Source organism: Lishizhenia sp. (assembly GCF_033720595.1).
Lineage (GTDB): Bacteria > Bacteroidota > Bacteroidia > Flavobacteriales_D > Crocinitomicaceae > Lishizhenia.
In genome coordinates, this window is record NZ_JAWWCF010000142.1 from 1 (window position 1) to 8,005 (window position 8,005).

Annotated in this window: 5 protein-coding genes; 4 read left to right on the plus strand and 1 reads right to left on the minus strand. The window is 38.3% G+C overall.

All coding sequences use genetic code 11. The annotated features are described in order from the left end of the window. From R3333_RS10360 to R3333_RS10370, 3 genes are all read left to right on the plus strand, one after another. A partial coding sequence (locus R3333_RS10360; RefSeq protein WP_318958722.1) for an efflux RND transporter permease subunit occupies positions 1–710 on the plus strand: 710 nt, incomplete at its 5' end. A 167-nt stretch (positions 711–877) separates the two neighbouring features. Beyond that, positions 878–1,294, plus strand: coding sequence for a lipocalin family protein (locus R3333_RS10365; protein WP_318958723.1), 417 nt, complete (start codon positions 878–880; stop codon positions 1,292–1,294). Positions 1,295–1,406: 112 nt separating this feature from the next. After that, on the plus strand, positions 1,407–5,909 hold the full coding sequence (locus tag R3333_RS10370) for a VPS10 domain-containing protein (protein ID WP_318958724.1): 4,503 nt from the start codon (positions 1,407–1,409) through the stop codon (positions 5,907–5,909). Positions 5,910–6,158: 249 nt separating this feature from the next. Here R3333_RS10370 and R3333_RS10375 read toward each other — a convergent pair whose 3' ends face one another. Next, positions 6,159–6,941 carry a DUF3108 domain-containing protein gene (locus tag R3333_RS10375; protein WP_318958725.1) on the minus strand — a complete coding sequence of 261 codons (783 nt, stop codon included), beginning with the start codon at positions 6,939–6,941 and terminating at the stop codon, positions 6,159–6,161. A 366-nt stretch (positions 6,942–7,307) separates the two neighbouring features. Here R3333_RS10375 and R3333_RS10380 point away from each other — a divergent pair. Next, the coding region (locus tag R3333_RS10380) for a TlyA family RNA methyltransferase (RefSeq protein ID WP_318958726.1) at positions 7,308–8,005 on the plus strand (698 nt) is incomplete at its 3' end.

Sequence of the window (8,005 nt, forward strand, 5' to 3'; positions counted from 1 at the left end):
ACGTGGAAGAAGGTAACTTGCCTTCTACCATTAAATACAAATTTACGGGTCAGCAAGACGAACAGGCGAAGGAGATGGCTTTCTTAAGTAAAGCGCTTTTAATCGCAGTATTCTTAATCTTATTGATCATTGTAACACAGTTTAACTCATTCTCTACACCGGCCATTATTTTATTTGCCGTAGTATTATCTCTTATTGGGGTGTTCTTAGGTTTAATTATTAGTGGAATGGACTTCGTAATTATTATGACCATGATTGGTATCATTGCGTTGGCTGGGGTTGTGGTGAATAATGCTATTGTATTGATAGATTACACCAATTTATTGAGGTCGCAAAGACGTGATGAGCTTGGTTTAACGGAGAACGAACAGTTGCCTTACAGCGAAATTGTTAAAGCAACCGTACGTGGAGGTGAGACGAGGTTAAGACCTGTATTGTTAACGGCAATCACAACCATTCTTGGTTTAATTCCATTGGCGATAGGTTTGAATATTGATTTCGTTGGTTTGATTACAAAATACGATGCAAACATTTTCATAGGTGGAGATAACAATATATTCTTCTCGCCTATGAGTTGGACAATCATCTACGGTTTAACCTTCGCAACTTTCCTAACATTGATTATTGTACCCGCAATGTATTTGGTGTTCTACCGATTTAAATTGTGGATTTACAAAATTTTCAAATGGAAGATGAGAAGTAATATTTAACCTTGTATAGGGCATAATGTAAGGCCTCTGCCTTTGGGTAGGGGCTTTTTTATGCGAATAATTTATGTACACATACGAAAAATTTTTAATAAGAAAAGTTCATATATCGTTTAACTATCCTTTCTGATATTTCATTAAGTTTGAGAGAACCAAAAACAATAACTATTATGAAAAAAGTATTTATGCTTGCTGCGGTTGCGCTAATAGCTTTCGCTTGTACAAAAGAACAAAGAGCCGTAAATAAGTTAGAAGGAACTTGGATACTAGATAAAATTGAAGAAAGTGATGGATCTGTAACCGTAACAGATGAGGATCCTAATGGTGAAGTTACTTTCAATAAATGTAAATTAGCTGATGAGGAATTTTGCTCTTATTCTTCTTCTATTTCGTATGAAGCTTTCGGAAACACCTATGAGTTTTCTGAAACTGGAGAATACAGAGTTCAGGATGAAGAAATTCAATTTAGAGACGATTCAGAAGATACTTCTTACGATGTACTTAAAATTGAAACACTTAAAAGTAAAGAATTAGTTGTTCGTCAAGACGACGAGGATGGCTATACGAAGCTATATTACTCAAAGTAAGTAGTGCATATACAGTAGATGAAGTGCTCCGAGAAATCGGGGCACTTTTTTTTGTTTTAATTTTTAGCTTAAGCATTTAATTTTAAATTTGTTACGTTGCTAAAACTAGAAAATGAAACTTATTAAACTCATTGCGCTCGCATTTGCTTGCGGAGCCTCCATTGCTATGACCTATGGTCAATCTATAGATTGGAGATCCTATAATTCTCAAGCCCACCAAAACTTTTTTGATCTACAAGAAGCTTTCGAAGATGAATTCGGTGGTCAACCTTATGTTTCTGGAAAAGGAATAAAACAATTCCGAAGATGGGAATATTATTGGGAGAGTAGAGTCAATTCAGATGGAACTTTTCCTAGTCCTGGACATGTACTCAATGAAATGCTCATGTACAATGCAGCGCACCCACAGGCAAAATCATATGTTGCGGGAAGTGGAACTTGGAGTTTGGTAGGACCAAAATCTTTACCCACTAATTTGACAGGTCAGTTGAATGGAAACGGAAGACTTTCTGCGATTGCCTTTCACCCAACGGATACGAACATTATCTACGTGGGGGCACCGGCTGGAGGTTTATGGAAAACAACAGATCACGGTGCAACGTGGACAGAATATTCAGCGGGTTTGACGCGTTTAGGAGTATCAAGTATTGTTATTCACCCTACCCAACCAGATACAATCTACATAGGTACGGGAGATAGAGATGGAGGAGATGCTCCAGGTTACGGGGTCTGGCGTTCAACAGACGGTGGTGCAACGTGGGCAGCACATAATTCAGGGATGGGGAATATTACCATTAATGAGCTGATTATGAATCCGAACAATGCGGATAGTATGTATGCTGCAGCTTCTAATCAAAAAATTTATAGAACGATTGATGGTGGGGCGACTTGGTCTTCTTCTGCCAGTTTAGGGATGAACCCGAAGGATATTGCACTTCATCCAACAAACCCAAATATCGTTTACGCTTCAGGTTCGGAATTGCACAAATCAACCAATGGTGGAGCAAACTTTACTCAAATTTCAAGTGGTGTACCCTCTAATCCTTCTCGAATGGCTTTAGCAGTATCTCCAGATGAACCGAATTGGGTATATCTATTGGCAGGAGACGGGAATGGTTTAGTAGGAATTTATCGTTCAACGAACTCAGGGATTTCATTTTCAGCGCGTAGTACCACACCAAATATCTTAGGTTATCAAACAGATGGTTCAGGAAATGCATCACAGGCATGGTATGATTTAGTTCTTGTAGCAAACCCTTTGGATGCAGACGAAATATACGCAGGAGGTATCAATATTTGGAAATCTACGGATGGCGGAATGAATTTGAGTTGTGCTTCTTATTGGGTAGGAACCCAAGGGAGTATTGATGGTGTTCATGCCGATCAACACGTGCTAGAATTTTCACCACATAATAACATACTCTACAATGGTAATGATGGTGGAATATATTATACGATGGATGATGGTACAAACTGGACAGATATTTCAAGTGGTTTAGCGATTGCCCAAATTTACAAGATAGGTGTATCTCAACAAACGAAGGATTTGGTGATTACCGGTTTCCAAGATAATGGAACGGGCTATACAACAGCGGCGAATGATTTTTATACTGTAATTGGAGGTGATGGTATGGAGTGCGTTATAGATCCAACCGATGACAATTACATGTATGGTGCTTTGTATTATGGTGACATAAGAAGGTCATCCAATGGAGGTAATAATTTCTCAGGAATTACCAGTTCAATTTCAGAATCTGGAGCTTGGGTTACTCCCTATAAGCTAGACCCAAATAACTCAAATACCATGTTAGTGGGGATGGAGAATGTTTGGAGAAGTACAGATGTGAAGGCTACAGCGACATTTACACAAATAACAACGTTTTCAGGTTCTCAGAAAATAAGAGATATTGCTATTGCACCTTCGAATAGTGATGTAGTTTATGTTTCAAGAAGAGATAATAAACTGTGGAAATCAACGAATGCAACTACAGCTACACCAACATGGGTGGATTTAGGAGCTAATTTACCTGTGAGTAATGAACCAAGTGATATTGAAATAGATCCAACCAATCCGAATCACTTATTTATTGCACTAAACAACAATATTTATGAATCGAATAATGGAGGTTCCTCTTGGGTAGATATCTCAGGAACCTTACCGAACATAGCTTTAAATACTATAGTTATTGATCATGAAAGTTCTGTGAATGCTATGTATGTGGGTATGGATGTAGGTGTATATTACATCGATGATAATTTAACGGATTGGGTTTCTTATCAGACAAATTTACCGAATTGTGAAGTTTTCGAATTAGAAATTCAATACGATAACGTGAGTTGTGGAGGTCAACTTTTGGCGGCTACTTATGGACAAGGGTTGTGGAGGAGTGATTTAAAAGATCCAGGGGGATTGGCTCCTGTGGCTTGTTTTACCTCAACATCAGAATCAGCATGTGAAGGTAGTGTGGTGAGTTTTACTGACCTTTCTAATTTCACACCTAACAGTTGGTCTTGGAATATTACACCCTCTACTTTTCAATATGTCAATAGTACGAGTGCTACCTCTCAAAACCCTGAAGTTATCTTTGACGCAGGAACTTATACAGTTGCACTAACGGTAACGAATGCACAAGGAAGTGATGTAGAAACAAAAACGGCTTACATTACTGTAGGTCAGGCAGATTACCCTTGTGATTACAATGAAAATTTTGAAGCGGAAACCACATGTTCTACCTCTAATAATTGTGGAGCAACGGTTTGTGGTTTATCTTCTAATTGGATAAACCTAGCTAATGGAACCGAAGATGATATAGATTGGAGAGTTGATACTGGAGGTACACCTTCTACTGGGACAGGACCAAGTGTTGATAACACCTTAGGAACAGCAGCGGGTAAATATGTTTATTTAGAGGCATCGAATGGTTGTTTTCAGAACACTGCGACCTTAGCGTCGAACTGTATTAAACTTACACAAGCCTATAACTTTAGTTTTGCCTACCACATGTATGGTGGTCATATGGGGCAAATTCACGTAGATCTTTTCTATAACAATGAGTGGCACGAAGATTATGTACCGGTGCTTTCTGGAAACCAAGGAGACCAATGGTTCACGCAAAACGTAGATTTATCAGCACACCAAGGTGAAACCGTAAAGTTGAGAATAAGAGGTGTTACAGGTTGGGATTTTGAATCAGATATCGCCATAGATGATATTCGCTTTACACCAGTAGCTGGTTCTCCAATTCCTGCTTCAACTTGTGCCAACTACACCTCTCCAAGTGGAAACTACGTTTGGAACTCTACTGGTATTTATACAGATACGCTCACAGGAGCTGGAGGGTGTGATAGTATTGTAGCTATAGATCTTACCGTTTTGGGGGCAGATAATACAACAGAAAATATTACAACGTGTAGCGCATATACTTGGCCAGCTAATGGACAAACTTATGCCTCAGCTGGGAACTATACAACAACCTTAAGTAATGTGAATGGTTGTGATAGTGTGGTTACGTTAAACCTAAGTTTTAGTAACGCAGCTTCAAGTACTCAAAATGTGAATACTTGTGGGGCTTATACTTGGGCGTTGAACGGACAAACGTATAATGCCAGTGGTACTTATTCGGAAACTGTATTAAGTACTGCAGGGTGTGACTCAACTGTTACCTTAAACTTAAACATTGGTCAACCCAATTCATCAACCCAACAGGTTACGCAGTGTGATGCTTATATCTGGCCTGTTGATGGGAATACCTACAACACATCAGGGAATTACACAGCAGTGATAGCCAATGCCTTAGGATGTGATAGTACGATTACTTTACAGTTGACGATAAACAATGCCGTTGCGACCACACAAACTGAAATGGCTTGTGGTTCTTATGTTTGGCCAGCAAATAATCAGTCGTATACCAGTTCTGGAATCTATACAGAAACACTGCAAACCATCAATGGTTGTGATTCTTTGGTTACGCTAGATTTACAAGTGAATCCATCGTATAATTTTACAGAAACGGTTAACTACTGCGGTGATTATCTGTGGATAGAAGATGGAAATACCTACAGCTCAACAGGAGTATATACAACTACTTATACCTCGGTGTTTGGTTGTGATTCTGTGAGAACTTTAGATTTATTTATTGAAGATGTTGAAGCAGTTGTAAATGAAGTTGACCCAATTACTCTGGCAACATTTGCAGGTGGTAATTTACAAAATCAATGGGTGGACTGTAATAATAATTATGCGCCAATTCCAGGTGAAACAGGGTCTACTTTTGTAGCAACGGCCAATGGTAGTTATGCCTTAATTGCAACGGGGCAAAATTGTTCAGATACTTCTGAGTGTTTCGTGATAGATAAGGTGGGGTTAGATAAAGCAGATGCTTTTGAATTCAATATTTACCCAAATCCAGTGAGCGATAAATTGTTTATTACCGTTCCAACGGAGCAAGGTCCGGTAACTGCGCGCTTGTTCGATGCTAAAGGGGCACTAGTAGAAAGTTTCAACTTTGAGAACGGACAAAAAATAGAAATGCTCTTCCCATATGCAAAAGGAGTATACACCTTAGAATTGCAAGTAGATGGAAAAGTAGTTTCAGAGAAAATAATTAAGCAGTAAGAAGTTTTGGTTGTCTTTCGATTTACTTAAATAAATGATCGAAACTACACCGTAACTTCTGGTTAAATACTTCGGCTGCAAAGCCAGAGAATATATAGCGCTACATCAGGCTTCTTGCTTATGTGGCGCTTTTTTGTTTCAATCCCTACAGCAGGGTGATGCTTTTGTTGCTGGTAGAAAGGAAGTCTATACAAAAAGGGAGATCAAATTGTGACCTCCCTCATACACTAGTGTACTAACACTTTGATTTTATTTCTTGGCAAGCTCGTGTTTCAAACCTTCCCATTCAACGAGGTGCATTTTAATGCTACCTACTGCTATTTTCGCTTTTACTAATACAGGTATTCTGTTTCCATCATTGGTTACCCAAAACTCAACATCTTCCTCGTTTTTAAAGTAACGTCCTTCTTGGACTACAGGTACGAACTTCATGCATTCAAATTCGCCCTTTCTTATTTTAACGTTTTCTATTCCTTTATATTTCATTTTAAGTGGCCAAAGTTCACCGTCCATAAAACAATCGAAGGTGGTAACTTGATCTACTTTCATGTTTTTAAAATCTAAAGTCCTCGCGTGATAAAAGGCGGAGATCATATCCTGAACACCTAAAGGTACTTTTACCGTTTCTTCTCCTGTGTTTACGGTTTGTTTGTCTTGTCTAAAGGTGTAATTCTGTTTGATTTCATGTCCCCCCTCATAAACATCTCTAATAAACTCCCATGGAAAAGCACCCTCTTGGTCCATGTAACTTTGGTAAACATCTTCTACTTTGTAAAAAGCATTAAATGCTCCCAAAGACCTTCCTTCACCTTTCATGTGGTAGAGTTTTCTTCCCGTTGGAGATTTTTTTGAGGTTTCATTCACCGTCAAGATGGCTTCACCTGCATCAACAAAACCGTAACTTACTCTATATCTTAATCGTTCTCCTGCTTCAAAACTTTTGCTCTTTGCTGTAGGGTATTTAACGGCAGTCGCACTTACCAACCCCAAGCCTAAACTCAAAACGATAGCTGCACCAAATGTCCATTTCATATTTTCAAGTTTTTATATTCACAGAGTATAACGCAAAATCTTTGCCATTATTAATTCAAAGTTTAAAGATTAAAATTCAAAAAGACTATTTGGTCACGAGATATAACGGCTTTTAACCAATGAAATCTCAAAGCTTTATCACAAAGCACAAAGAGCGTGTATTTTCTTTATCTTCTCTAATTACTAGACCTTAGATCAATGTTTAAATCTTTAATACAACATTAGAATTTTTCAAATTTTCGCTGCACACCAAGCTTAAATCAGTTAAATACCTCAAATTTTAACTTTTCAAACATTCGAACCATCAAACCGATAGGCTCCTTTTCACAACTATGTATTATTTTTGTAGCCTTAAAAGCTAGAAAAGTGGAATTAGAGAGACTGGACAAAATTTTGATCAACAGAGGATTGGTAAGTACACGTGTAAGAGCGGAAGAGTTAATCAAAGAAACAGGGGTTCTTGTGGAAGGAAAATTACTCACCAAGCCAGGGAAGAAATTTCCAGTTGACGTAAAAATAGAATTGTTAGGTCAGGAATTACAATACGTCTCTCGTGGTGCACTTAAGCTAGAAAAAGCATTAGATCTTTGGGGAATTGACCCTACTGGAAAAACAGTGATGGACATCGGTGCTTGTACGGGTGGATTTACAGAATTGGTACTGGAAAGAGGTGCTAACAAAGTATTTGCTGTTGATGTGGGTCGAGACCAGTTGGCACAGAAACTCAAAGAAGATGAGCGCGTAATAAACCTTGAGAAGACACACGTTAGAGAGCTCAATAATAAATTGATTACCGAAATGACGCAGCTATGTGTTGTGGATGTATCTTTTATCTCTTTAGAAAAAGTTCTGCCCTTTATTCACGCGTTTATGGAACCAGATTCAGATCTTGTTTTGTTGGTAAAACCTCAGTTTGAAGTAGGAAAAGAGAATATTTCTAAAGGGGGTATTGTGAAAGATGTAAAGCTATATCCAGGGGTCATTGAAAAAGTGCAGAAATTGGCTGTGTTAAGTAATTTTATTTACCAAGATCATACAGAGAGTCCTATCCTAGGAGGGAATGG